The sequence below is a fragment of the Bartonella tribocorum genome, assembly GCF_002777915.1.
GTDB classification, from domain to species: Bacteria; Pseudomonadota; Alphaproteobacteria; order Rhizobiales; family Rhizobiaceae; genus Bartonella; species Bartonella tribocorum_A.
On sequence record NZ_NJGE01000086.1, the window covers coordinates 1 to 665 of the forward strand.

1 pseudogene is annotated in these 665 nt (G+C 39.2%); it reads left to right on the forward strand.

Going from position 1 to position 665, the window contains the following annotated elements:
* Positions 1–665: pseudogene (locus tag CER18_RS10180) on the forward strand (Vomp family autotransporter); the annotation flags it as partial.

A 665-nucleotide genomic window follows, 5' to 3' on the forward strand; every position in this document is an offset into this window, starting at 1 on the left:
AAATACTTGGGTGGAGGTGCAGCATTTAGTGGAGGTGCATTTACACAGCCAACGTATAAATTATCCAATGTTGATGCTGATGGTAAGGTAAATTCGGCTGAGTTTAAAGATGTTGGCTCTGCATTTACTGGACTTGATGAAAATATCAAGAATGTTAATGATCGTATTAAGGAAGTCTCAGAGGGTGTTGCACAGGATTCTTTATCGTGGAGTAAGGATGACAATGCCTTTAGTGCACAACATGGGGAAGGTAAAGAAAGAAAAGCTAGCAAGATTACTCACATTTTGGATGGAAAYATTGCTTCTGGCTCTACGGATGCAGTAACAGGTGGTCAGCTTTATTCGATGAATAATACGTTAGCGAGCTATTTTGGTGGCGGTGCTGAATATAAAGAAGGTAAATGGGCTGCTCCAARCTTCAAAGTTAATACAGTAAATACTGCTGGCGATAAGGTTGAAGAGAAGAGCTATGATAATGTTGCTGCAGCTTTTGAAGGTGTAGGAAGTTCTTTCACGAATCTTCATAATGAAGTGACAAATGCTGTTACAAATATTAACAAACACATTAACGATGTGGTGAGTGATAGCCTTGTTAAGCAGGATGATGCGACAAAGATTATCAAGATAGGTGCAGAAAAAGGTGGAACAAGCATTAGCATTGCTAA